The sequence below is a fragment of the Paenibacillus xylanilyticus genome (assembly GCF_047246825.1).
GTDB classification, from domain to species: Bacteria; Bacillota; Bacilli; order Paenibacillales; family Paenibacillaceae; genus Paenibacillus; species Paenibacillus xylanilyticus_B.
Genome location: NZ_JBFOLB010000001.1, coordinates 1 through 21922, shown reverse-complemented (window position 1 = coordinate 21922; position 21922 = coordinate 1). Strand labels below are relative to the sequence as shown.

Annotated in this window: 21 protein-coding genes; 4 read left to right on the top strand and 17 right to left on the bottom strand. The window is 44.8% G+C overall.

What is annotated here, in order from left to right; genetic code table 11:
* Window positions 1-3: 3 nt before the first annotated feature.
* The 6 genes from AB3N00_RS00105 to zwf form a co-directional block, all read right to left on the bottom strand.
* Window positions 4-1926: a beta-glucoside-specific PTS transporter subunit IIABC gene (locus tag AB3N00_RS00105; protein ID WP_413032736.1), complete on the bottom strand. Its 1923-nt coding sequence runs from the start codon at window positions 1924-1926 to the stop codon at window positions 4-6.
* A gap of 125 nt (window positions 1927-2051) precedes the next feature.
* Window positions 2052-2894: a BglG family transcription antiterminator LicT gene (licT, locus tag AB3N00_RS00100; protein ID WP_413032735.1), complete on the bottom strand. Its 843-nt coding sequence runs from the start codon at window positions 2892-2894 to the stop codon at window positions 2052-2054.
* 469 nt (window positions 2895-3363) lie between these two features.
* Window positions 3364-4467: a metallophosphoesterase gene (locus AB3N00_RS00095; protein WP_413035143.1), complete on the bottom strand. Its 1104-nt coding sequence runs from the start codon at window positions 4465-4467 to the stop codon at window positions 3364-3366.
* Between the two features lie 311 nt (window positions 4468-4778).
* Window positions 4779-6197, bottom strand: a complete 1419-nt coding sequence (gene gndA / locus AB3N00_RS00090; protein WP_175399107.1) for an NADP-dependent phosphogluconate dehydrogenase — start codon at window positions 6195-6197, stop codon at window positions 4779-4781.
* Between the two features lie 70 nt (window positions 6198-6267).
* Window positions 6268-6933: a fructose-6-phosphate aldolase gene (gene fsa, locus AB3N00_RS00085; protein ID WP_413032734.1), complete on the bottom strand. Its 666-nt coding sequence runs from the start codon at window positions 6931-6933 to the stop codon at window positions 6268-6270.
* A 33-nt stretch (window positions 6934-6966) separates the two neighbouring features.
* Entirely contained in the window at window positions 6967-8490 is a 1524-nt protein-coding gene (gene zwf, locus AB3N00_RS00080; protein ID WP_413032733.1) for a glucose-6-phosphate dehydrogenase, read from the bottom strand.
* Between the two features lie 112 nt (window positions 8491-8602).
* Between zwf and AB3N00_RS00075 the strand changes: the two genes are divergently transcribed.
* Window positions 8603-9487 carry a LysR family transcriptional regulator gene (locus AB3N00_RS00075; protein ID WP_175399110.1) on the top strand — a complete coding sequence of 295 codons (885 nt, stop codon included), beginning with the start codon at window positions 8603-8605 and terminating at the stop codon, window positions 9485-9487.
* 96 nt (window positions 9488-9583) lie between these two features.
* Here the strand turns inward: AB3N00_RS00075 and AB3N00_RS00070 are convergent, their stop codons facing one another.
* Both AB3N00_RS00070 and AB3N00_RS00065 read right to left on the bottom strand, forming a co-directional pair.
* Complete coding sequence (locus tag AB3N00_RS00070; protein ID WP_413032732.1) at window positions 9584-10306, bottom strand: hypothetical protein; 723 nt, start codon at window positions 10304-10306, stop codon at window positions 9584-9586.
* 203 nt (window positions 10307-10509) lie between these two features.
* Entirely contained in the window at window positions 10510-11088 is a 579-nt protein-coding gene (locus tag AB3N00_RS00065; RefSeq protein ID WP_413032731.1) for a cupin domain-containing protein, read from the bottom strand.
* A gap of 179 nt (window positions 11089-11267) precedes the next feature.
* Here AB3N00_RS00065 and AB3N00_RS00060 point away from each other — a divergent pair, with 179 nt between their 5' ends.
* A complete protein-coding gene (locus AB3N00_RS00060) occupies window positions 11268-11981 on the top strand; it encodes a hypothetical protein (protein ID WP_413032730.1) in 714 nt (237 codons plus the stop codon).
* Between the two features lie 100 nt (window positions 11982-12081).
* On the opposite strand, the gene AB3N00_RS00055 is transcribed toward AB3N00_RS00060, so the two are convergent.
* The 4 genes from AB3N00_RS00055 to AB3N00_RS00040 form a co-directional block, all read right to left on the bottom strand.
* Window positions 12082-13035, bottom strand: a complete 954-nt coding sequence (locus AB3N00_RS00055; RefSeq protein WP_413035142.1) for an aldo/keto reductase — start codon at window positions 13033-13035, stop codon at window positions 12082-12084.
* Window positions 13036-13157: 122 nt separating this feature from the next.
* Window positions 13158-13958: a helix-turn-helix transcriptional regulator gene (locus AB3N00_RS00050; RefSeq protein ID WP_413032729.1), complete on the bottom strand. Its 801-nt coding sequence runs from the start codon at window positions 13956-13958 to the stop codon at window positions 13158-13160.
* Between the two features lie 109 nt (window positions 13959-14067).
* Window positions 14068-14295, bottom strand: a complete 228-nt coding sequence (locus AB3N00_RS00045; protein WP_413032728.1) for a hypothetical protein — start codon at window positions 14293-14295, stop codon at window positions 14068-14070.
* Window positions 14296-14327: 32 nt separating this feature from the next.
* A complete protein-coding gene (locus tag AB3N00_RS00040; protein WP_413032727.1) occupies window positions 14328-14561 on the bottom strand; it encodes a hypothetical protein in 234 nt (77 codons plus the stop codon).
* A gap of 343 nt (window positions 14562-14904) precedes the next feature.
* Here AB3N00_RS00040 and AB3N00_RS00035 point away from each other — a divergent pair, with 343 nt between their 5' ends.
* On the top strand, window positions 14905-15927 hold the full coding sequence (locus tag AB3N00_RS00035; protein ID WP_413032726.1) for a serine hydrolase domain-containing protein: 1023 nt from the start codon (window positions 14905-14907) through the stop codon (window positions 15925-15927).
* A 97-nt stretch (window positions 15928-16024) separates the two neighbouring features.
* On the opposite strand, the gene AB3N00_RS00030 is transcribed toward AB3N00_RS00035, so the two are convergent.
* Together AB3N00_RS00030 and AB3N00_RS00025 are read right to left on the bottom strand one after the other, a co-directional pair.
* The gene (locus tag AB3N00_RS00030) at window positions 16025-17053 is read right to left on the bottom strand and encodes a serine hydrolase domain-containing protein (protein ID WP_413032725.1); all 1029 of its coding nucleotides are present in this window, start codon (window positions 17051-17053) and stop codon (window positions 16025-16027) included.
* A 269-nt stretch (window positions 17054-17322) separates the two neighbouring features.
* Window positions 17323-18006: a DUF1361 domain-containing protein gene (locus AB3N00_RS00025; RefSeq protein WP_413032724.1), complete on the bottom strand. Its 684-nt coding sequence runs from the start codon at window positions 18004-18006 to the stop codon at window positions 17323-17325.
* Window positions 18007-18264: 258 nt separating this feature from the next.
* On the opposite strand from AB3N00_RS00025, the gene AB3N00_RS00020 reads away from it, so the two are divergent.
* Complete coding sequence (locus AB3N00_RS00020) at window positions 18265-19218, top strand: hypothetical protein (protein WP_413032723.1); 954 nt, start codon at window positions 18265-18267, stop codon at window positions 19216-19218.
* An 86-nt stretch (window positions 19219-19304) separates the two neighbouring features.
* Here the strand turns inward: AB3N00_RS00020 and AB3N00_RS00015 are convergent, their stop codons facing one another.
* From AB3N00_RS00015 to AB3N00_RS00005, 3 genes are all read right to left on the bottom strand, one after another.
* Entirely contained in the window at window positions 19305-20234 is a 930-nt protein-coding gene (locus AB3N00_RS00015) for a sigma-70 family RNA polymerase sigma factor (protein WP_413032722.1), read from the bottom strand.
* Between the two features lie 37 nt (window positions 20235-20271).
* Window positions 20272-20718, bottom strand: coding sequence for a carboxymuconolactone decarboxylase family protein (locus AB3N00_RS00010; protein WP_413035141.1), 447 nt, complete (start codon window positions 20716-20718; stop codon window positions 20272-20274).
* Window positions 20719-20810: 92 nt separating this feature from the next.
* Window positions 20811-21569 (bottom strand): cupin domain-containing protein, encoded by a 759-nt coding sequence (locus AB3N00_RS00005; RefSeq protein WP_413032721.1) that lies wholly within the window; start codon window positions 21567-21569, stop codon window positions 20811-20813.
* Between the last annotated feature and the right edge of the window lie 353 nt (window positions 21570-21922).

The following is a 21922-nucleotide window of genomic DNA, read 5'->3' as shown; positions in this document are numbered from 1 at the left end:
AAGTTAAATTTGGGCTTTCAATACCTCTTCACCCATCGTGATTTCGCCCAATTTCACAGGCTGAATCTCTTGATAGTCAGCCGTATTTGTAACGACCATGGCCGTTGTAATGTCGTACTCTTTTGCAATTTGGTCCAGTTCAAACGAAAGCAACTTGTCTCCAGCCTGCACCCGGGTTCCCGTAGCGACATGGGATTCAAAGTATTGACCGCGCAATTTAACGGTGTTGATTCCCACATGGATCAGAAGTTCCATTCCATTATCACTGCGGACAACGATGGCATGTTTCGTTTTGAACACGTTCATAACCGTTCCTGTCACTGGCGATACGAGTTCACCTACGCTTGGAACAAATGCAACACCTTTACCCATCAATTCATCGCCAAACGTTGGGTCATTGACTTCTTTCAGCGGAATTGCTTTTCCTGTCATAGGGGCCACGGCTGCCGCATTACTTGTTGGCGTTGGAGCACCCATGTCGTCCACGTTTACCGTTGCAGCATTCTCATTGGAAGGTGCTGCCGCTGGTGCAGAAGAAGCACCAGGTGAGAATTGAGCGAGCGCCTCAGCGTCTCCTTCTTCTTCCTTAATCCCGAACACCGTAGACATAATTGCACCTACCACAAAGGCAAGGATCATACCAATCAGGGAATACCAGAACGTCTGTCCAATCAGGGAAGGCAGTCCAGGAAGTCCACCATTACCCGCAAGAACATATGCTTTGGCTCCAAATGCCAGGGCGAATCCACCACCTACAGCACTACCAATCATCGCTGCAGCAAAAGGTTTTTTATATTTCATGTTAACGCCGTACATTGCCGGCTCGGTTACACCCATTAGCGCTGTAAAGCTGGTAGACAATGCAACGGTTTTAAGCTTTTTGTCTTTTGCACGGAAGAATACACCCAGAGTTGCTCCGGCTTGACCCATATTGGAGATATACGTCAGTGGCAAGAATTTATCAAAGCCCAGTGTAGCAATGTTGCTCAGGATGATCGGAACGAGTGCATAGTGCATTCCTGTCATAATAATCAGCGCCATTGCGCCGCCAAGAACGATACCCGCAATCAATCCGCCTTCATTCAGCAGCCAGTTAATGCCGCCCGATAAGCCGTTACCTACAAATGTACCCAGTGGACCGATCGCGATCAGCGTAACCGGAACCATCACAAGCAAGGTAATCAGTGGCACAAGCAGCAGTTTCAATGCTGCCGGTATAACCCGGTCAACCCACTTCTCAACATAGGACATCAGCCATACCGCCAGCAAAATCGGGATAACCGAAGAAGCATAACTTACTGCCGTTACCGGTATGCCGATAAATGCTACGGATTCGCCGCTGGAGAGCAGCGTGCTCATATCCGGATACATCAGCGCGGTGCCTAACGCAATCGCAACAAACGGGTTACTGCCAAATTTGCGGGCAGCACTGACTGCAATCAACAGTGGAAGGTAATGGAATACGCCGTCACCGATGGCAGAGAGAATGCGATACGTATCCGTACCAGCCGACATCCAGCCTAGGGATACAAATAGAGCAAGCAATCCTTTGAGCATACCTGCAGCTGTGATTGCTGGCAGCATTGGTGCGAAGACTCCTGCAATCGTTTCAAATATTTTGAGGATTACATTTTTATTTTTTTCCGCTTTAGGTTCTTTATTTTCTGAACTTTGCTGTATGGCGGGATGTTCCTTCACCATGGCATCAAATACTTTTGACACATCATTACCAATAATCACTTGGAATTGATCCCCGGAGATATTCGTTCCCATGACTTTATCCAGTTTCTTAAGTGAGTTATTATCGACTTTGTCATTATTTTTCAGATCAAATCTCAGCCGTGTAACACAGTGATATACGGAGTTGATATTGTTTGTTCCCCCAACGGCTTTGATGATTTCCTGTGCCGTTTCCTGATGTTTCATGTTAATTCCTCCTCATTTTTTCCAACAAAAATACCCGAACGAATACGACACGTAATGTTCGCGTCATTTCATTCGGGTATTGCCTGATTGAACAGTAACAAGCCCATGGGTTATTCAGTTAAAATCTATTTTTCTCGCTTGGTCTTCATTAACCGCTCCAGATGGAGCGTTAGATATAACTGTTCCGAGTGTGTCATATCGTATTGATAATTCTTATGGATAAAGGTTTCGATCTTGCCGATACATTTGAAGGTTTCCGGATAGTTTTTCCGAACAACCTCATATAAATACTCCTCTGCATCATCATGCGTTGAATGCGTAATGACTCTCTGGCAGAAATATTTCAAATGTGTGATAAAGCGGAAATAATTGACGCTATCTTCATCCAATTCGACATTGAAGTGATATTTGATAATGTTCATGATTTCCTGAAGCAGCTGCATGAGATGGGTCACATCATTCATGGAGTCATTGACTTCCGCATTGATGAAATGCAGGGCAATATTGCAAATTTCATCTTTGGGAAAATCAATATCCAATCTTTCCTTCAGCAGTGTGAGTGCTTCTCGGGCCACATCGAACTCGGCCTTGTAGAAGTGCTGCACTTCCCAGGAAAGTGGATTCCTCGTGATCATGCCCTTTTCCATACGCTGGACGGCAAAATGAATGTGATCCGACAATGAGACGTAAATCCCGTCACTGATGGTTTTGTTCAATTGCGTGCGTGCCAGCGTTACGATATCATCTGTCGCCTGCAGGATTTCAATCGGCACTTCAGTTACGATGGACTTGAACTTCTCATAGATCGATGCATCCTGAAGACGGAATACTTTTTCGATCCGTTCCTCATCAATCTCATCACCGACTTTGAACTTAAACCCGATACCCCGGCCGAGGATCAGCAGTTCCTGATGTTTGTCATCCACGGTACTGACAATATTGTTATTAAATATCTGTTTAATAATCATTCTGGACCACCCGTTTTTTTTGAGGATTAAAAAAAGGGCAAAACCAAAATAGAAATAATAAAATCATTTCCATAGTGGTTTTGCCCGCATTACCGGTAACAAGCCTCGGATATAATTTATCACAACCTGAAAACGGTGTCAACAAAAAATGCTACCACTGTCTTATTTACATCAATCCAATACGGGATTTATTTCCTTATATCCCTCATCAGCAACTTGATTTTTATCACAACATTTAGCTGTATTGATCTATCTTTATAGAGTATTCCCACCAAATATTGATAAAAAATCTCAGCTCACCAGACACGCGAATTCTTTCATTAATGTATACTTTTACTCTTTCTCAATCTTCGTTTTATCGATTACTTCAGTTACCAAAGGTTTATTATTTAATAAATGAAATCGAATGAGTTTGTAGCTGTTAACCCATTCCTTGTTCACTGCCCTTCGTTTGAAGGGACTATTGATTTTACTGTTGGAATGTCACATGAATCTGAACGATTTCGGAGCGACTGCTCGTGCGGATCGGTGGTCCCCAGAAGCCGAATCCCGATGTCACGATGGAGTGCATGGAACCTTTTTGCAGGTAACCCCAATCGTTTTCGTAAATTGCCTGTGTAATGAACTGTGCTGGTGCAATCTGACCACGGTGAGTGTGACCGGACACAACCAGATCAACGTTATTTTGTTCCGCTATATCCAGATCATACGGCTGATGATCCATCATCAGCACCGGTTTGCTGAGATCGGTATCCTGCATCAAAGCTGCTACTTCGGCACGATCGCTTTCCGTTTTGTCTTTGCGCCCAATCAGGGTAATCTTATCGTCCAACATGATCTTGTCATCATATAGAACCTGCATATTACTTTTCTCCAGCGCAGCAATCAGATCTTCGACCGGCCCGTCGAACTTGTCATGGTTTCCAAGAGAAGCGTAGACACCGTAGGGCGCTTGAATACCGCTAATGATATCTGCAATACCACTACCCAGGTACATATCCAGATTGTCATCAATGATGTCGCCCGGATAGAGAACAAGATCAGGTTTAAGGGCGTTGATTTCCTCTACCATGCGCTTGGCATGACCAGGACCAGAGAGAAGCCCAAAATGCATGTCTGCGGCCATGACAATGTTGAGGCTGTCGATTCCTTCCACCTTTTTATCAATCTGAATGCTATATTCTCTCACTACCGGGCTGTACGCGTTAAAGATCCCGTAAGCCATCGTTGAGAGCAGCAACACAAGAGTAACCGCTCCCGCCCACTTCTGCGAGTGATGCCTAGGAATCCGCGTTAATCGGAGCAGCCACAACATTAAATGGATAACTGGCAGGATCAATAACAGCAATGAAAAGATTGCCAGCCAATAAGAACCAATGACACTGAGGAAGGAAATACTACCAAAAAGCCGTGCCAGGATGAAGGAAACCGCAAGAAATACAATCGCTATAATATAGAACCAACGAAACCTGGCTGACACGACGGGCTTCATCCAGCTCCAGCCGCTCCACCCTATGTAGAACACCAATAAACCGTATACAACCAAAAACAAAATGCCTGCCAATACGAACATGCTCCGGTTAACCTCCACGTCAATAAGTTGATTGCTGAATTCACATAACGGACCGAAGAAAAATAGTCTGTCTGAATCAGTATAACGCAGTTTATAGTGTCCAGGCATCTCCTTCCACACCTTAGATACGTACATTTTATTACAATTTGGTGATACTTAAATTCCAACCAATTTGTAAGGAGGTTACAACGCGATTAGCGCATCCATATAAAGTTAAAAAAGCATGCCGGCATTCGTTCTGAGTGTAGAACTCATTAACGAATGCAAGCATGCTTGCACGATTAATATTCAGAAGAGTGAATCCACATGGATTACTCGTTGGTGTCCATCCATTGGAAATGGAATGAACCCTCTTTGTCCACACGTTTGAAGGTGTGAGCGCCAAAGTAGTCACGTTGAGCTTGCAGCAGGTTTGCAGGCAGGCGTTCTGTGCGGTAGCTATCGTAGTAAGACAGCGCACTGGAGAAGCCAGGCACCGGAATACCTTGTTTTACAGCAGCCGCTACGACTTCACGCCAAGCATCCTGGTAGGATTCAACGATGTTTTGGAAGTACGGATCCAGAAGCAGGTTTTTGAGTTCTGCATCTTTGTCGTACGCTTCTTTGATGTTTTGCAGGAACTGTGAACGGATAATGCAACCACCGCGGAAGATCATGGCGATGTTGCCGTATTTCAGATCCCAGCCATATTCATCGGATGCTGCACGCATTTGGGCAAAGCCTTGTGCGTAGGATACGATTTTACTTGCGAACAACGCTTTGCGTACGCTCTCGATGAACGCTTTTTTATCTCCGGAGAAAGCTTCCACGGCAGGTCCGTTCAGGATTTTGCTCGCAGCAACACGCTCTTCTTTCATTGCGGACAGGAAACGGGAGAATACGGATTCCGTAATCATGGACAGAGGTACGCCGAGATCCAGGGCGCTTTGACTTGTCCATTTGCCTGTTCCTTTTTGTCCGGCAGCATCCAGAATAACGTCAACCATCGGTTTGCCGGTTTCCGGATCGTATTTGGAGAAGATATCAGCCGTAATCTCGATCAGATAGCTGTCCAGTTCGCCTTGGTTCCACTCCGTGAAAATTTCGTGCAGTTCCTCAACGGACACATTCAGTACGGATTTGAGCAGGTGGTAAGCTTCACCAATCAACTGCATATCTCCGTATTCAATACCGTTGTGCACCATTTTCACGTAGTGACCCGCACCGTCTGGCCCAATGTACGTACTGCAGGCATCATCGCCAACTTTAGCCGAAATGGCAGTCAGGATGGGTTCGACCAATTCGTATGCACTTTCTTGACCGCCAGGCATGATTGCCGGACCTTTCAGTGCGCCTTCTTCACCGCCGGATACACCTGCACCAATGAAACGGAAGCCCTTCTCCTCCAGCTCTTTGCTGCGGCGCTGCGTGTCAGGGAAGTATGCGTTACCTCCATCAATAATGATGTCACCCTCATCCAGGTGAGGCAGCAGTTGCTCGATCGTCGCATCTGTTGCTTTACCTGCTTGAACCATAATCAGAATTTTGCGCGGGGATTCCAGGGATGCCACAAACTCTTCAATGGAGAACGCGCCAGTCAGGTTTTTGCCTTCAGCTTCTTTCAGAAGATCGTTCGTTTTCTCCGGGGAACGGTTGAACACCGATACCGAAAATCCTTTACTTTCAATATTAAGGGCCAAGTTTTTGCCCATTACTGCAAGTCCAATAACACCAATCTGTTGTTTACTCATTATGTCCTCCCCATGCTCCATGTTTTATATGAACGTTAATCGGATAAGATTCAGTATTTAGCAGTTAATCTTATTGAACTGTTTTTTTCCAGTCTGCAGCGAATTTGTCCATACCTTGGTCTGTCAGCGGGTGCTTGGAGATTTGTTCAATAACCGAGAATGGAACGGTAGCAATATGTGCTCCAGCCATCGCTACACGTGTAACGTGGTCCGGATGTCTTACCGATGCCGCAATAATTTGCGCATCCAGGTTATGTGTACGGAACAATTCAGCTACTTTGGCAACCAATTGAACACCATCTTCAGAAATATCATCCAGACGACCGAGGAATGGAGATACATAAGTAGCACCAGCACGTGCAGCCAGAAGTGCCTGGTTCACAGTGAAGATCAACGTTACGTTGGTTTTCACGCCTTTTTTGGTCAGGTAACGACATGCTTCAAGCCCTGCAAGTGTCATTGGCAGCTTGATTGTGATGTTTTTGTCGTTATTGTTGATTTTAATCAATTCGTTCGCTTGAGCGATCATCTCTTCAGCCGTAATTGCATCTGGGGTTACTTCCGCAGATACGGATTCAACTTCAGGTACTTCACGCAAAATTTCTTCAATACGATCTTCAAATTTAATGCCTTCTTTGGCTACCAATGACGGGTTGGTTGTTACACCGGACAGGACCCCAATTTTATACGCTTTTTTGATGTCTTCCAAATTTGCTGTATCGATAAAAAATTTCATGTTAAAACCCTCCAATAAATTTGTTTTTTTGAATTACAAGTTTGAATTTACAGCCAAAGGCGCAGCAACTACATCTTCAGCAGACTGATCTGACGGTTCATCGAACCACCAGTGGTGGCCTTCTGCAGCAAGCATTTCATCTGATTCAACAGGGCCGTAGCTACCTGCAGGGTACAGATGAAGTGGCAGCAGATTTTCCTCAAATGCATCCAGGATCGGTTGCACCCAAGCCCAGGACAATTCAACTTCATCCCAATGAGCAAAGAATGTTGGATCGCCATGCAGCGCATCACGGATCAGGTTCTCATAAGCTTCGGCAAGATCCTCCCGATCAGGAGCCAGATCAATGTGCACAGGCTTGAACTCCCCTTTGTTTTGAGGGTCGCTTGCATTGAGCTGCAATGTCATGCTTTGATCAGGACTCATTTCAATGACAAGCAGGTTCGGTTTGGAACCGTTGCTCTTCGCCACATTCGCCTGACCTGATGGCTCCTTGAATTCAATGACGATACGTGTTGATTTCTCCTTCATACGTTTACCCGTGCGGATGTAGAACGGAACGCCGCGCCAGAAGAAGTCATCAATCTGCAATTTTGCAGCGATGAAGGTATCATTCATTGTATTTTCGGCAACACCCGGTTCAGCAGCATACGCGTTCACTGTTTTGCCTTGAATGGTTCCCTCAGCATATTGTCCCCGAATCACGCTGGTGCCTACACTCTGCTTCTGCAAAGGCTCGATCGATTCCATAATATGCTTTTTCTTGAGTCCAACTTTTTCGGTAGTGCTATTGTATGGAAGCTGGATAGCCATCATCATCAACAATTGTAGCATATGATTCTGGAACATATCCCGCACTGCACCCACATGATCATAATAGGAAGCCCGTTCCTCCACCCCAACGGTCTCGTTGGCCGTGATTTGCACGTTGGAGATGTAACGGTTGTTCCATAATGCTTTCATGATCGGGTTGCTCTGGTGCAAGGTTTCCAAACGCTGTACCATCGGTTTGCCCAAGTAATGGTCAATCCGATAAATTTCTTCTTCCGTGAATGCTTCGCTCAGTTTGCGATTGAGATCACGGGCCGACTGCAGATCATGACCGAACGGTTTCTCGATCACGAGGCGTTTCCAGCCTTCAGTGGAACCCAGTCCGCTGTTCTGGATATTTTCAGCAATCGGTTCGAAAAATTCTGGTCCGACAGACAGATAGAACAGGCGATTGGACGGAATGCCCAGCTCTGCTTCTCTCTGTTCAACCAGATTTAACAGCTTTATATAATCTTCCTTATGACTTATATTCAATACATTGTAGCGAAAAGCCTGCACGAACGACTTAACGCGTTCAGGATCCGCCTGGCGTCTGGAAAATTCATTCAGTGATTTTTCAACCTGCGCCTGAAAGAATTCATCAGACCATTCTCTGCGGCCCAGGCCAATCAGCGAGAAGGTTTCCGGAAGTTTCTGCTCAATGTATAAATTGTATAAGGCAGGATATATTTTTCTTTTGGCTAAATCGCCAGTAGCACCAAACAAAATAATGCTCGTTGGTTCCATATCACCGTTCTCCTTCCAAGTAACTCTGGTTTCTTTGCTGTAGTTACACTATAATACGTTTTATAGCCATACAAGTAATTAATATATTTCACAGGAGCTATAGACGATATCTATGACAACAAATTATGAATTATATAAAGTCTTTTACTGGGCTGCCAAAACGGGAAGTTTGACCCAAGCCGCGAAAGCACTTTATATCACTCAACCAAGCGTCAGCCATGCCATCAAGCAGTTGGAAGAGAGCTTTGGCCTTACGTTGTTTTACCGGAATTCCAAGGGAGTTGCATTGACTCAGGAAGGCGTTAGTTTATACTCCTACATCGAACAATCCCAGATTCTGATCTCACTCGCGGAAGAGAAAATGGCTGCACTGAAAAGTCTCGACAGCGGAGAGCTAAGAATTGGCGGCAGTGATTCCTTGTTCAAGCACTACATGCTTGCGTATTTGGAAGAATTCCATGTCCTGTATCCAAACATCAAGCTGCATCTGAGTCATGGAACAACACCCGAGGTCATCACGTTTCTGAAAGAGGGCAAAATTGATCTCGGGGTTGTACGTATGCCTATTGTCGATCCTCAGCTAGAAGTACGGGAAAGCATCCAGCTCAAGGATTGCTTCGTCGCAGGTGAACGTTATGCCCAGTTGAAGGACAAAGTGATGACACTGGACATGCTGCTTGAACACCAACTGATTCTCTTCTCGCGGAACAGTCGGGTTCGAATGGCCATTACCGAGCTATTTAATAGCTATGGTTACACTTTGAAACCTGAAATTGAGGTCGGCAGCGTGGATTTGCTCATTGAGTTTGCACGGCGGGGCTTGGGTATTTCCTATGTGACTCGTGAGTTTATATCGAAAGAGCTGGAGGAAGGTTCTCTGTTTGAAATTCAGCTCGACGTCCCTCTTCCTCCTTCCCATGTAGGGATTATGACCAAACGAAATATGCCCATTTCTCTGGCGGCAAACCGATTTATGGATCTTATTTTCAAAAGTTGAATATTTCTCTCCATACACAAACAAGCGCTTCTTCTCCCAGACCTGGGAATTGAAGCACTTGTCTTTTTCGGCATTAATTTTGTGATAGTCTTGATCTCATTTCATATTCCTGTAAGGACTCTGTGCGCCGAAATCTCCATTTTTTTGATTCATTTGTTCCAGTTCGTTTAATCGGTTCATAATTCGCTGCGGGATAATCTCAAACAGTTTGTCCCATGTCATAAACATCTCCGGCTCCAATATATACTCCTTGAACTGCATGGCAGGCACGAAGGCTTTTGTCTGAAGATAGTCTCTGACACGGGCGTCAATCTCTGCACTGGTTTGATAATAGTCTTTGAACAAGTCGTTTACCAGCAGGCCGTCACAACCCGCTTTGACACCTGCAGCAGAGTACAAATCGGGCAGCAGCTCAAACACGACAGGCAGCGGCGAAAACGCATGCTTACCGGGTTGTGAGTAGAGACAGACATGACGCCCAACCATATTCACCCGATCTTTCAGCAATCCCCGCAGCACCTTACCGTGGAAACTGGCTTCACAATCCACAACCTCACCATCATGGCCAACATATATCCAAACATGCTCCAGTTCATACAGATGACCAATCTCGTAATCCCACCATATCGCATATTCAATGACAAATTGTACAGCCTCAACCGGAAATAGAATTTCGCGATTAAACGACGGAGAAGGGCTTGGCTTCTCCAACAGTGAAATCCCGACTAAATCCGGATAAAATGGTTCATTCTGATCAAACATCAAAATCGGTGCGTAACTCATCGCTTTTTCCAATATTCCCGTTTCCGTAATCGTCATGGATGTCCCTCCGTTTCCTTGCAGTATTGAACATCTTCCACGTTTATCTGCCATGTTCCTCGCCAATCCTTTTATCGTGATCATCACAAGATACACCTATATTAACCAAGAAATTTGAATGTGTACATTTGTGCAAAATAAAAGCCTGTAACCAGAATCGTTTTCCGGTCACAGACTTGAACAGTTTTGTTTGACAGCAGATACTATAAATCGTCTTTAGTTTTGGACGCCTGGATCGCTTGATCCGAAACGGAGTCGACACAGCCAATCGGCGGTCCCAGGATGGCGTCATTTTTTATGGATGCAATTGCCTTGGCGTAAGCTTCCTCATCAATGCAGTAAGCTCTATGGGCCACTTCAGGAGGTGTTGCAGCCAGGAAGTCTGCACCCAGTACAATATCGGGTGTTGGCTGATCAAAGATCGTTAACAGATGCACATCATCCGTATCGGCCACAAACCAGTGAAACCATCCTTTTGGGAAAATGGAAACCTGACCGGGTTTCAGATGGTAATTAATCCTCCTGCGGGTAAAGGGGTCAAATACAGAAGTTGTAATCTCACCACTAATCAAAACAATCATTTCAGTCACGTTGGTATGCCAGTGAGGCTGAACAATAATACCTTTGCTCATGTGTACATTGAAGAATCCATTTTGAATCGCAGGCAGTTGTTCCCCGAATAATTGCGTAACATAATTACGCGAATCTCGCTGATAGTTCAAAACAGCATTGGAGTCACCCGCGAGCTGTACATTCGGGGATTGCAAAATCGGATTTATCATGCTAATATTTTCCTCCTTATGGGCGAACATCTCATTGTTGTACTTTATGCGTCTGGAATTTAGATCATGCTGTCTAAAATGAACCTGCTATTCATCTTTTTTCCTTGGTCTGTAACTTCTTGTGATCAATCACGTCTATAAGGTAAGAAACATTTATGAAGGATAAGGTGGGATATATTTTGAAGTGGAAACCAATTAAGTTTCTCGCACTTGGCATCATTGTCACTTCAGCTCTTTCGGCCTGCAGTGCAGCCCCTGAAGAGAGTGCCGAGCCTCAAACTGCGGAGGCGGAGACAATTCAGGAACAACAGGATAAACCAACGGAAAGCAACACAGATACAAAAACAGAAGATACGGAATCTAGCAAGGAAGCTAGTGAACCGGTTGAGGGCCAGCCACCGACCGTTACCGAAGCATCTACAACTATTATTAAAGCTCTTCAAGCAGAAGATATGGAGACCATAGCCTCCTGGGCTTCACAGGAAGGTGTTCGCTTCTCCCCTTTTGCCAATATTGATCCCGAGAATGATCTGGTGTTTAAACCGGATGAAATTAGCGGACTTCTAAAAGACACCACCAAATATGTATGGCGAAGCACACCTGGTAACGAAGACAGCATTGAAATGACTTATGCCGATTATCATCAAAATTATGTGTACAACAAAGACTTCATTCATGATGGCGAAAACGCCGTAAACGCCATGATTGGAGAAGATGCTCATCTCGGTAATTTACACGAGGTATACCCTGAAGCCAATCATGATTTTGTTGAATTCCATGTTAATGGCACGGAGCCCGACGGAAGAGACTGGCATACACTGCGTCTGGTTTTTGAGAAGATCGGTCAGGACCACTCCCTTGTCGGAATTGTGCATGATCAATGGACACCCTGAACCATCTGATGTTCTAACGATTCATTAAGCTTGGATGGTTATCAAGAACAACGCCCCAAACCTGTTAAAACCAGGTCTGGGGCGTTTAAAGTCCTCTGATTTATTCTAGTCCAGGATATCTTCCACCAGCTGCAATGCCTTTGGGTGATATCCGCTCAATCTCCGCCATCTCATCATCGGTCAGCGTAATCTGCAGGGCTCCAAGATTCTCCTGGACTCTCTTCAGGCTTCGAGTACCCGGAATTGGAACGATGTGTTCTCCCCTACCTAGCAGCCAGGCAAGCGCCAGCTGAGAAGAAGTGCACCCTTTTTGCATCGCCATTTCCTCTATCAGACGAACGACCTCCAGATTTTTCTGAAAGTTCTCACCCTGGAATCGTGGATAATGACGACGATAATCATCTTCCGCCAGATCGGCCTCGGATTTGATCTGACCAGTTAGGAACCCCCGTCCCAACGGACTATAGGGTACAAGCCCAATATTCAACTCATTCAGCGCAGGCAAAATCTCATCTTCCAGCTCTCTGCTCCATAACGAATATTCGGTCTGCACTGCTGTGATTGGATGCACCGCATGTGCCCGCCGAATAATCTCTACAGGAGCTTCAGACAAACCAATATATCGAATCTTTCCCTGTTGGACCAGATCTGCAAGAGTTCCTACGGTTTCCTCAATGGGTGTATCTGGGTCAGGCCGATGCTGGTAATACAAATCGATATAGTCCATTCCAAGATTGTATAGACTTGCGTCTACTGATTTTTTAATATACGCCGGATCTCCCTTGGGGCCCTGAGTATGTGTAATCCCAAATTTGGTCGCTACAATAGCCTCTGATCTTCGGCCTTGAAGTGCACGTCCGAGAAGCTTTTCGTTGCCGCCAAACCGCTGCTTCTCAAATTCTCCATACAGATCGGCTGTATCAAACATCGTCACTCCGGCTTCCAAGGCACCTTGAATGGTATGTACCGACTCTTCGTTATCCGGCATCATCATCACGCCCAGGCCTAGCCCTGATACCTGTAATTTATCATTTCCCAACGTTCTTGTTGTGATCATGTGATCCCTCTTTTCCACTGGTAAAATAGAATGTACTGAACAAGAGTAATTCTATTTCACATCCGGAGAGCCAACCACAGTCTGTTTATGCTAGTAATAAAATTACCAGTCTCATTTTGTTACACCGTAACAGGAATGTACACACAGCAATGAATACCCGACTCATTGTTGAGATTGTTCATCGAAAAAATATCATAGCCGTGGACAACAGCATCAGCCTGATTCGTTTTTTCGAGTAAAATCCGATTGACCCTTTTCTGCTGAATCTGGTGCTGATTCCAAATGCTCTCGAAATCCTTACTCTCTGTGCACAGACTCTGTACAATTCTCTCAAATACAGGATCTTCTGAATACTTGTCGTAATAGGTTCGAAAAACAGCTACCGAATGCTGTGCAAACTCTTCCCAGTTATGCATGCGCTCCCGCAGCTTAGCATCTAAGAATAACATTCGTATCATGATACGTTCTTCCACCCTCATTGAAGCAAAGTCGGCAATGTTGTCGATCGCCGCCTGATTCCAGGCAAGTACTTCAGATCTTACATTTGTAATGAAAGACGGATATGTGAGCTGTTCAATGATATCCTGCCACTCAGGTTCCAGTTGCGAATACGCTGCCGGGTTATGTTGTTCGGGATTAGGATCCCATAAGCGAATCAAGTGACTCTTTTCTTCCTGGTTTAACTGGAGCGCGCGGGCAATACTATCCATTACCTCTCGGGAAGCAGTTACTTCCCTGCCCTGTTCGAGCCAGGTATAGTAGGTTGCGCTCACACCTGCGAGCACAGCCACCTCCTCACGTCGTAAACCCGGCGTTCTCCGTTGTCCGTAAGAGCCGGAAAGTCCGGCTTGTTCCGGCTGAAGCCGGCTTCTCCGTGATCTTAGAAACTCACCCAGCGTTTTATTGCGGTTAATACTCATGAATTCCATCCCCGATTCCCTTGGAAAATATTAGAGTTAAGCAAATAAGTCACAGACTCTATCATCAATTGGAGGTCTATAGTTCGATAACAAAAAGCCTGTGTTCTTCTCAAAGAATTAGGCTTTTCAAGTTATATTTGATCAAAAAGTGCTGCGATTTTTCACCCGGATCAGACAGGAAATCGGGAAGTGAAGAGATATTTTCATATTCCTGATGTTCCACATCAACATACCCAATGAGCTTTTTGCCCGGATTCCAAACCAGATGAATATGTGAGTACTGATCTATATCCGAGGATAGACGAAGCAGCTTCGTTCTTCCCTTCTTCATCTCCACGGTATCTAACAGATTGAAGAAATCGACATATTTTATACCTGATTCGTTATAGCAAGATCTAGTGGTGTTAAAGCTATGTACTTGCTTAGCGAAATGGATTCTTCGAGATTCGTGCCCTGTCTGATAAATTCTTCTACGGCAGTTGTGTCTCCCCTATAGATCGCCATGGCGAAATCAGGCAGCGTTTCAAATGTCCCTTGACTTCCAATTTTGAACAAAGGTGTGCTCTCCCAGTGGTGGTTAATATCTACATGAGCATTTTGCATAAATCCAATAAGCGACTTCCAATCTTCAATATATAGATCGAAATGCTCTTATTCGTCTATATATTGTACCCTGGAGCGAGTGGAATCGAATGATGCAAAATGCTGACATAAACGTCTACTTATCCTGATCCATATTATTATACCTGTAATCCTTTTTTTTGACTAAATAGATACTACAATTTGCTCAAGTTTAGAATGAAGAAAAGATAGACAGCGTTACAGAGTTACATCAGAGGTCTCCACAAACTCACACACAAAAATTTGAGCTCAGTACAGTTCCTGTGCTAATATTATGGACACCTATTTTTCATTGAGTTAAACAACAAGCTCAGAAAGGGACACTATGAATCCTTCATCCATACCAAACAAGTTAGGTCAAATTATTCCGCCATTGGATCTGCGTAGCTGTCTTGTCAGCGTACGTGGTGAGGTCATTTATGAACATTATCGTAATCAAGAAGCAGTAAGCCATATGGCCAAAATCAATTCGTGCACCAAGAGTGTGCTGTCTGCACTCATCTGTATCGCGATGGATCACGGTTGGCTGCCGGAGGCATCCACACCGATCTCAAGCTTTTTTCCGGAGCTGGCATCGGATCCTGACCCGCGCAAACCGCAAATTACACTGGAACAGCTACTCACGATGACAGCTGGCTTTAACTGGGATGAGTTTGGCGGACAAAATTCGTTTCCACGCATGACACGCACCGATCACTGGGTGAACTTTGCGTTGGAGCAGCGTATAAGTCATACACCAGGAACACATATGGAATACAATTCGGGGGTATCGCAAATACTTGCGGCCATCCTCATGCAACAAACTGAAATGAGTGTCGCCGAGTTTGCGGAACGTTATTTGTTTGGTCCTCTGGAGATTAAGGAGTATCAGTGGGAGAGCGATCCACAAGGTGTACATACAGGTGGATTCGGAATGAAACTGTTACCTGTGGATTTGCTTAAATTCGGTCAATTGTTCTTACAGCAAGGCATGTGGAATGGGGAAACCGTGATTTCACGTGATCTGATTGCCCGTTCTACAGAGCCAACCATCACTGTTACCCCGCCGAATCGTGGAAGCTATGGCTGGCACTGGTGGATCGATACTTGTGTGCCAGATGAACCATCCGAATCAAGGAAAGATGGTAGTTCCATATCCGGGTCTGAATCTACCTCTATAGTTACCAGTGAGCAGAACAAGCCTGTACTGAATTATTACTACGCACGAGGGTTTGGGGGGCAGTTCGTGTACATCGTCCCTGAGCTTGAACTTGTTACAGTCCTGACCAATGACAAACGAAAAAAGGAAAAGCCTCCACTTGATGTGTTCCCAAGATTAATTGCTCCTCAATTATTGAAATGCTTATAGACAGCTTCTCTTGATCCTTCTAAACACAATAACCCCCAAACCATGACCGGGTGCTGCCGGCGGATCGGGGGCTATTGGTTTAAACCGACTCATCTCTTCAATTTGATCCCAGCGCCTCTTGAACGGCAAGCGTTATCGGATACGGACCCGACTCCTTATTGGAGAGTACCACCAGTTGTGCTGCATGATCCGGATACACGGACGACATGAACGACACGCCTGGATCGAACCCCATGACATGCACTTTGAAAATCTCTCCTTCTTTCCGATCAATCCAAACGCCCTGCCCATAGTAGGTTTCATCTTCTTCCTGTACATGGGGCGTAATCAACTTGTGCGTTGCCGATTCACTCAATAATTGATAATTGAATAAACCATCCCAGAAGCGAATCATATCCGGTGCTGTTGTGTATGCCCCACCATCTGCTCCACCCTTGACGGGAATCGAGAAAATGTTGGTGTGCCACGATCCGTCGTCATGATCGATGTATCCGATCGCTGTGTTACGCGGAAGCTGATCGGTTAAGAAATAACCGGAATTTGTCATGCCACATCGGTTAAAAATATGTTTCTGCACATAGTCGGTGAACGACTGTCCGGTCTGTTCTTCCACAATCAGGCCCAATACAATAAAGGCTGCATTGTTATAGTGGAAACGTTCACCTGGAACCGACTTCATCGGCAGATGCTGGAACATTGGCAGAAAGTCACTACCATTTCGCATGGAGTAGACGGGCCGTTCCTTCCATAGTTCAGCGAAATCTTCCATGACTTCTTCATCAAAGTAATCCGGGATGCCCGAGGTATGCGTTAACAATTGTTGTATCGTGATCTCCTTATCCCAGAGCGGAAAATCAATATTCAACGCATCTGCAAGCCTCGTGTCATATGACAACCTGCCCTGTTCAATTAGTTGGCACATGCTCACCGCGGTGAAGATCTTGCACCCAGAAGCAATCCCAAATCGGGTGTCTGTCTGATTGGAAATTTCACCGCTGCGATTGGCATAACCACGACTCAAATTCAAGAGTGTCCGCCCATTTTGTTTTAACAAAACTACACCCGAAAAATCAATCCGATCCATCACTTCTTCTACCTTGCGTGTCAATTCCGTTACATTCATCATCCTATCAATCCTTTATCTTCTTTTCATTTGCTTCCTATATCGTGACAGTGATAACGCGACGTTACATATGAATCAATGATTAAAAGAGGAATGCAATCACCTACAGACTATTCTATGTATTCTCTAGCTTTATTTTATTTCTTCATCATCCCCTCTTTTCCTGCACATTCTCACCAAATAACGGATACTATTCCCACTAATTGCGAACAGCGTTGAGACAAGAAGACCTCTTCCAGAATATTTCTGAAGGAGGCCTTAAGGGTTGAGTATCACTTCTCAATTGCCGATCTAGTATTGATGAGATAATACAGCGTTGCATAGATGGTAAGAATAAATATGCCAAAGAACAGGCAAAACGCAAGTGATGGGCGGCTGACACTCTCAACCATAAGGTTAATTAACGTATCACGATTGGTTAAGGCATCCCAGCTGTTCAAACGGTAAACCCGCCCGAGCAGTACACCGTAACTCCCCAAAGCACAGCCTGCCAGTACAAAAACCCATGATGCCACACTTCCGATTTTCCGATAAATGACCTCCTGCAGCTGATACATGGACAAAAAACCAAGCAGCAAGCCTGTCCAGACAAACATCAATACAACAATCAGATCATACCAGTACCTGTAATCGAGACCGCTGCCAACATAATAACGCGAGCTTCGTGCCGTCAGATGAACAAGATCCGTTACAATATAAGATGAATTTGGGAAAAAAAGCAGCCACATTAGCGCACAAGCCACTGCAAGCCATGAAGCAGCCCTCCACCTCACGTAACTGAGCCCATACGCTATATAAGAAAAGACAAACGGAATCCATCCCAAAAACAGATTCCAGATGAGAAATCGAAAATATGGCTGGTCCAGCCAATCTGCGGCTACATAATACAACCCTACCGTCACAACAGTAACCACGCTAAGGAAAATAAAAACTTTGATATAATTCAGTTGTCTCAATGAGTCTACCTCACTTATTTTCGGAAATGTCGAACCCTCATATCGTTTATCTTAACAATATATTATATTAAATACACTTCACTAGGATCATACCACGTCCTTAACAAGAATCAAATTGTCTTACATTCAAGTATGATTCAGCACATGAGGTATATCTGTTCCATCTCAGTTTGGCCCATATCCATATTTCTGTTTTACTTGCTTCCATTCCCACAAACTGGTTTAATCTATACAGACCATTTGGGGAGGGAATAATGCATGCGCTTGAAACACAGGATCAAACTGGGTTTTCTTGCTTTTACACTGGGTTGTACTACGATTGGTGTCTCTTTTGTACCTCCAACAGCATCAGCGGCTTCTGTGCCAGCTTCCAAAGCTGTGTATTCAAAGTTTCAGATCTATTGGAAAAATGCCAAAAACTCTTCGTCCAGTCTTATTCAGGCTCGTAAATATTTGACGAATCATATAAAGGAAGTTAGTCCATGGCAAGCTACGTTGATGACATTGCAGCTTGAGAACGTCCAGAAAATCAAGCTCGCTGAAATGGATGAGACGATATATAGCAATCCGGTGCAAAGTGCCCTCTTTGATGCACATTCCAAAATGGGTTATGAACAAAAACTGACGTACAGCAGTCTGCTTAAGGAAATTAAGGACCCTTCCATTCGCAGCCTTTTGCAAGAGGCATCCGATCTGGGGTTCAAGCTGGAGACCAGTGAAGGCATCTATTATCCCATCATCAATTATGGAATGTACAAAAAGTTCCAGCCTTATGTGAAACCAGACATTGCTGCATACATTAATATCATGGCTGACGAATCCAATCAAGCCACCATTTCTGATGCGGCCATCTCCGTCACTTGGGATGAACTCATCCGGCGTACCCTGGAGAAGGAAGCTTTTCTGCGTAACTTCCCGAACTCCAATCGCACTTCTGCCATTCAGAACTCTCTGATTGTCCATTATATCTTTTACGGCAGTGACAATTCTCCAGCTTATGACTGGTACACCGATGAAGAGGTTCGCACGCTCGATCCTGAAGTGAAAAACGCATACGAGAAGGTGATCAAAAATCGGGATGCCAACACCCAAAGTGTTCTTCTGGATACCATTGAACAAATTGTTGAACTCCTGAATCAAAACCATGATGAGCTTACTCCTCAAATACAGAAAATGATTGAATCAGTCGAAGACCAATTCGTCAATTCATGAATTTGACAATGTAAAAAGCAAAAAGCGGCTGTTCCTTTAGCAGGAGCATGCCGCTTTTCTTTATCACAAAATCACTTCATTATAATTCAAGTGGCTTTTGTTGATATTGCTGTTAGTTTATCTGGATTTACGACCAGATAAACGGCCTCGATACGTTCACCCAATGAATCGGTTTGTAGACATAATACCTCGCTTAACTTCCCCTCTTTCATAAGTGCAACGTGAAGCTCTCCATTGATAACAGTGGGCACCCATTCCCTTTCCCTTAATCGGGTAAGCACACGTTTAGAGGTTAGAAGAGCCATGACACCCTTGTGAACCTTCATGGATTTCATAACTGTATGCACCCGTCCACCACCATCTGCGGTAAATACAGGTTGTTCAGAGAGAAGATCAAGCATGGCGGTCACATCATAATTGAGAAAAGCGGTTGTGAAGCGCGCAAGCAATTTTTCTTTGGTAGCACGATCCACCTGGGTCTGTTCCTTGTCAGGAAGTTGATCCGGCAGGCTGCGTCTGGCCCGACTAAATATCTGACGGCAATTGCTCTCCGTTTTGCCCAGCCAATCTGCGATCTCCCGGTACTCGTACTGGAATGCTTCACGAAGAACGAATACAGCACGCTCCACGGGTGTAAGTCGTTCCAGCAGCACCAGGTAGGCATAAGAGATCATTTCCTTCTGCTCGAATGATTCTTCAGGCAGGTTCCCCATCTCTCCTATGGGCTCAGGAAGCCATTCACCAACATAATGTTCTCTCTGATTACGGGCAGAATTCAGGAAGTTCAGGCTCCGGTTCACCACGAGTTTGGCTATGTAGGATTTGGGGTTACGGATGACCTCGGCAGATGTGCTCTGCAGGCCTGTAAAACAGTCCTGAACAACATCCTCCGCCTCCACAACACTTCCAAGCATTCGGTAAGCAATGGAGAAAGCATACGCTTTATAACGAATATACAGTTCACCAACTTCCAGAGAAGACTCTTCTGGCTCATTAGTGAGATGATCAGGATTCATATGAATGGCCTCCTCTGGCAGTGGTTATTGTATACGTTTAATTAAAACAGCCGGGATACATGCCTGTCGTAATTGCAATTCGGTTCCAGTTGTTAATCGTATTGATTGCCATGATCAAATCTACCAGTTCGGCTTCACTAAAATGTTCACGGACCTTGTTATATAACTCCAGTGGAACGCCCTGTTGCGAAATTTGAGTCACTGCTTCAGCCAGTTCAAGCATAACACGTTCTTTTTCCGTAAACAAAGGAGCCTCGCGCCAAACACTAAGCATCAAAATATGGTCTGCATAATTGCCCAGCTTCATCAAATCTTTGGCATGCATATCAAGACAAAACGCACAGCCATTGATTTGGGATACTCTGATTTTTAACAGTTCATATAATACTTTGTCTTCAAATTGACCCGACACAAACTGCTCCATTGCCATTAATGCCTTGAAAGCTCCGGGATTCACTGCTCTGTGGTTCATTCTCAAATTCATTTCATTCGCCTCCGTATTGTAGTGTACATACTGAAGACAAATGAGCAGCAGAATCTGTGACAAACCAATCAAAAAAAGTTACGATCGGGCAATTAATATCTCCATCCGTTGCCGATGAAAGGGCGCTGTACCGAGTACGGCATATAACCTGTCTCTGACGGCACATAGGCAGCATTCGGATGATGTTCATAAGTGGGGTTCATTGGATCGGGATACATGTGTTCCGGACTTGGCGCGTACTGCATTTGTACATAAGGCTGAGCGTTCGGCTGGCTATTGGGTTTTGGCATGTTTTCGGCAGCTGGCGACACTTGAGTCGCACAATCCGCAGGGGGTCCAATGAAGACCGTTTTTTGAATAGGAGCAAGTGTTTCCTTAACCTTGTTCTCATCCAGACAGTACGTATGGGCCAGCACATTCGCAGGCGTAAGGCGCAGAACGTCTGAACCAAATATCGCTTCAGGAACGGGTGCATCGAAAATGGCTAACAGGTGAGTATGATCTGCGGTTGCAATTTCATAGTGCCACCATCCTTGGGGAACATTCGCTACCTGGCCTGGATTAATAGGAAAGTTTAACAATTCGTTAGTAAAGGGGTTGATCAGAGAAACCACAGCAGAACCACTGATGCAGTATACAAGCTCTGTTGCGTTCTGGTGAATGTGAGGCTCTACCACATTGCCAGTACTCAAATAAATATCAAGCAGGGATGCATTTCCCAATGTATTTAACTGTTTAATGGAGAGGGAGTTGATATAGTTATTTTCATCCTTTTTGAACAGTTGATTCTGGTTCACATCATACGTAAACTGAGTGGTTGGTAAAGTGTAATCCATATAAGAGGTTGCCAAAATATAACGCCTGCCCTTCGCTCATGGTTTAGGTAAAAACCTTTACGCCAGCTTATGCCCTGGGCACATATGCGTGAGCCCATTTCTCCAAGAATGGATTCAGGACAAACAACCCTGTCTTGAATAAATTTAATCAGGTTTGCTTTTACGATCAACTGGTTCATATAAAAACTTTTTGGAGTAAGCTTGCTGTAGAAATGTAAAAAACGCAAAAAAACAGACAGGACCAAGAGCAATAACCTTCATTTACTCTTGGTCCTGTCTGACTATTCAAAAGATGCGCGTGGAGGGACTTGAACCCCCACGTCAAAGACGCTAGATCCTAAGTCTAGTGCGTCTGCCAATTCCGCCAC

Excerpts from the sequence above, each read along its gene's own strand:
- AB3N00_RS00105 (WP_413032736.1), bottom strand. The coding sequence starts at position 1,926 with ATGAAACATCAGGAAACGGCACAGGAAATCATCAAAGCCGTTGGGGGA.
- fsa (WP_413032734.1), bottom strand. The coding sequence starts at position 6,933 with ATGAAATTTTTTATCGATACAGCAAATTTGGAAGACATCAAAAAAGCG.
- AB3N00_RS00070 (WP_413032732.1), bottom strand. The coding sequence starts at position 10,306 with ATGACGATTACGGAAACGGGAATATTGGAAAAAGCGATGAGTTACGCA.
- AB3N00_RS00040 (WP_413032727.1), bottom strand. The coding sequence starts at position 14,561 with ATGCAAAATGCTCATGTAGATATTAACCACCACTGGGAGAGCACACCT.
- AB3N00_RS00065 (WP_413032731.1), bottom strand. The coding sequence starts at position 11,088 with ATGATAAATCCGATTTTGCAATCCCCGAATGTACAGCTCGCGGGTGAC.
- AB3N00_RS00015 (WP_413032722.1), bottom strand. The coding sequence starts at position 20,234 with ATGAATCCTGATCATCTCACTAATGAGCCAGAAGAGTCTTCTCTGGAA.
- AB3N00_RS00035 (WP_413032726.1), top strand. The coding sequence starts at position 14,905 with ATGAATCCTTCATCCATACCAAACAAGTTAGGTCAAATTATTCCGCCA.
- licT (WP_413032735.1), bottom strand. The coding sequence starts at position 2,894 with ATGATTATTAAACAGATATTTAATAACAATATTGTCAGTACCGTGGAT.
- AB3N00_RS00050 (WP_413032729.1), bottom strand. The coding sequence starts at position 13,958 with ATGAGTATTAACCGCAATAAAACGCTGGGTGAGTTTCTAAGATCACGG.
- AB3N00_RS00030 (WP_413032725.1), bottom strand. The coding sequence starts at position 17,053 with ATGATGAATGTAACGGAATTGACACGCAAGGTAGAAGAAGTGATGGAT.
- AB3N00_RS00010 (WP_413035141.1), bottom strand. The coding sequence starts at position 20,718 with ATGAATTTGAGAATGAACCACAGAGCAGTGAATCCCGGAGCTTTCAAG.
- zwf (WP_413032733.1), bottom strand. The coding sequence starts at position 8,490 with ATGGAACCAACGAGCATTATTTTGTTTGGTGCTACTGGCGATTTAGCC.
- gndA (WP_175399107.1), bottom strand. The coding sequence starts at position 6,197 with ATGAGTAAACAACAGATTGGTGTTATTGGACTTGCAGTAATGGGCAAA.
- AB3N00_RS00095 (WP_413035143.1), bottom strand. The coding sequence starts at position 4,467 with ATGTTCGTATTGGCAGGCATTTTGTTTTTGGTTGTATACGGTTTATTG.
- AB3N00_RS00020 (WP_413032723.1), top strand. The coding sequence starts at position 18,265 with ATGCGCTTGAAACACAGGATCAAACTGGGTTTTCTTGCTTTTACACTG.
- AB3N00_RS00075 (WP_175399110.1), top strand. The coding sequence starts at position 8,603 with ATGACAACAAATTATGAATTATATAAAGTCTTTTACTGGGCTGCCAAA.